This window comes from Fodinibius sp. (genome assembly GCF_041642155.1).
Classification (GTDB): Bacteria; Bacteroidota; Rhodothermia; order Balneolales; family Balneolaceae; genus Fodinibius.
The window spans coordinates 1-2,701 of record NZ_JBEPWZ010000361.1; the positions used below are offsets into that span (position 1 = coordinate 1).

General features: G+C 45.1%; 2 protein-coding genes and 1 tRNA gene. 1 reads left to right on the forward strand and 2 read right to left on the reverse strand.

Annotation, left to right across the window (positions count from 1 at the left end; translation table 11 throughout):
• Positions 1-478: 478 nt before the first annotated feature.
• Positions 479-550 (reverse strand) — tRNA-Asn (locus tag ACESLU_RS13905).
• A gap of 491 nt (positions 551-1,041) precedes the next feature.
• Between ACESLU_RS13905 and ACESLU_RS13910 the strand changes: the two genes are divergently transcribed.
• On the forward strand, positions 1,042-1,857 hold the full coding sequence (locus ACESLU_RS13910) for an SDR family oxidoreductase (RefSeq protein ID WP_372639233.1): 816 nt from the start codon (positions 1,042-1,044) through the stop codon (positions 1,855-1,857).
• 142 nt (positions 1,858-1,999) lie between these two features.
• On the opposite strand, the gene ACESLU_RS13915 is transcribed toward ACESLU_RS13910, so the two are convergent.
• The coding region (locus tag ACESLU_RS13915) for a tagaturonate epimerase family protein (RefSeq protein ID WP_372639234.1) at positions 2,000-2,701 on the reverse strand (702 nt) is incomplete at its 5' end.

Below are 2,701 nucleotides of genomic sequence, written 5' to 3' on the forward strand. Positions count from 1 at the left end.
AAATTAGAAAAATATCCCCCGAACAGTACTTTTGCTCAACACACCACCACAAAAATAAATTTAGTAAGCTTAGAACTGCTTAGTCCGACAGACTCCTAGTACCCTTAATACTAAAGCCTTTATATTCTCCTGAATTGGGCTCGCTATTGTATTCTTTCCACCGCCAATCATCTATGTTCATAATAGATACATTTTAATTAGACATCGCTTGTAACTTAGTGGGGCAAGTATCAATATTCAATCATAAAAAAGGCGGACCCCACACCACATGAGATCCGCCGGAATAACAACACGTATAAACGTGAACACCACATTCACAATATACGTAATTGATACACTGATTGAAACAGCATATCAATATCATTAAATCAAAGATTCATTAAGTTATATTGGTAACGATTTTGATAACAGGCTTTTTAGTTGTTTGCCTATCTACTTGCCTGCCAATACATTACGTCAATATATCAAAACCTTAAAGCTCCCCGGGTAGGATTCGAACCTACGACCGATCGGTTAACAGCCGATTGCTCTGCCACTGAGCTACCGAGGATTATATATTAAATTTGAATGCCCGGAATACATGTCCCGCTCCTAACGGTGACGGCCTTTGTTTATCGTCAATGATGACCGTCCCGGGCCTTCCGTTACGCAGCATCTTTATCCTGCGAAACGTTTTTCAAATGGAGCACAAATATAGTTATTTCTATCTACTGAAGTCAAGATTTTTTTCGATCTTTTTGAAATCAATCATTTCTCCGTACAAAGTTGGTCTTAAATTGTATACGACAGCCGGATAAGTCCCAAAATAAATCAGCATGCAACCAGTTTTGAAATATATTCGTCAACTGTTATAAAGCACGAATATACTTTTTTTAATAATAGCTAATCTGTCCCTTTATTCCCCCAAATCCGCCTGTCCTGCATATAGTTCTCATTTTTTCTAAACGACTTTTATTATTACCTTAAGCAATCGATTGCGCAACCCAAAAGACTGGATGGGCTAAAATAATTAAATAAACACACAGACTCGTTTTCTTTCTTATGAACAAACTATTCGATTTATCTGGCAAAACAGCAATTATAACTGGTGGAAATGGCGTATTGGGCGGTGCCATGGCAGAAGGACTTGCCCGGGCCGGCGCCAGGGTTGCTATTTTGGGCCGCACCCAAAAAACGGTCAACCGTCAGGTTGAGACGATTGAACAAAACGGCGGGGAATCCCTCCCCCTGTATGCCGACGTCATGAGCCCATCCGACCTGGAAGCAGCCAGGAAAAAGGTGCTGGATGAATGGGGACAGATTGATATCCTGGTTAATGCTGCGGGCGGGAATATTGCAGGTGCCGTAATTAACCCGGATCAATCATTCCTGGATCTGGATGATAAGTCCTTCGAGAAGGTCGTGGACCTTAATTTCCATGGTACTTATCTGCCGACGAAAATCTTTAGCGAGCCGATGATTGAAACAGAAAAGGGCACCATCATTAATATTTCCTCCATGGCAGCCCAAAAAATTATCAGCCGGGTCATCGGATACTCAGCCGCAAAAGCAGCAATCGATAATTTTACGAAGTCGCTGGCCGTTGAGCTGGCCAATAAACACGGGGAAGGGTTGCGCGTCAATGCTATTGCTCCCGGCTTTTTTATCGGGAAGCAGAACAAAGATTTGCTCCTGAAGGGAGACGGGTCCTTAACCGACCGGGGACAAACGATCGTGGATCATACCCCGATGGATCGTTTTGGCGAAGCGGAAGAATTGATCGGTACCGCCGTCTGGCTTGCCAGCGACGCCTCGAAGTTCGTTACGGGGACCATCATACCGGTCGATGGTGGGTTTAGCGCCTTTAGCGGGGTTTAAGCTACGCCCCCCTATCAAGAGCATGAATTTCAGCTATTCGGTATGAGTGGTCATGAATTTTGAGAGGGTGAAATATATAAAATACACCTATACCGAGATTTATTTATAAGCTTGATTGTTTATACTTCAAGCTTTCGACATTCTATCTCCCTAAAAATAACGGTTCGATATGGCGGACATAAAGGTTTTGGGTCACCCTGCGGCCTACTTCCTCCCTGTTTTCTCGCAGTAACCGGATAAACTCATCGCCTTCTTCCGCCGCTATTTTATACGAGCAATGCAGAAACTGGCGCAGCTGGGAGTCAAAGGCGGGATGTTCAGGGTTGTGTTCCAGCTTTGATGCAATGATTTGCCCGGTCCACTCCGAAAACGTATCGGGAGCAGGCAGCTGGGACTGGTCAATGGATATCACAGGCGCATACGGGCCCGTCAGTTCATCATATCTTCCATAAGCTTCCTCGTATATCCCTTTTACCATGGACAATCCCTCGGGCCCGGACTCTGCCAGACCGATGAGCTCTTCCAGCCAGGTAGTGCCGGAGGTCTTGAGGTGAACGCCGGCTTCATGCTTGTCCAACAGCCTGCGAATATGCGGGTACAGCGAGAACTTGTCGCTGCCCGAGTGAATACTCAGTTTCAGGCTTTCCGGCAGATTGAAGGCATCCACCGCATGAGCTATCACCAGCAGATCCTGTTCAAACTCTTTAATGAACTGATCCAGCTGCCCTACGTAATCCACTCCTTTATAAAAGTCACCGGTAAACTTCGGCGCAATCGTATGGATGGCTATGCCCTTTTCGGCGGCGGTTTTTAAAATAAAATATAATTCCAGGGGCGTTTGCGG

Bases quoted from the DNA above. Each gene is read 5' to 3' on its own strand.
- ACESLU_RS13910 (WP_372639233.1), top strand. From the start codon at position 1,042: ATGAACAAACTATTCGATTTATCTGGCAAAACAGCAATTATAACTGGT.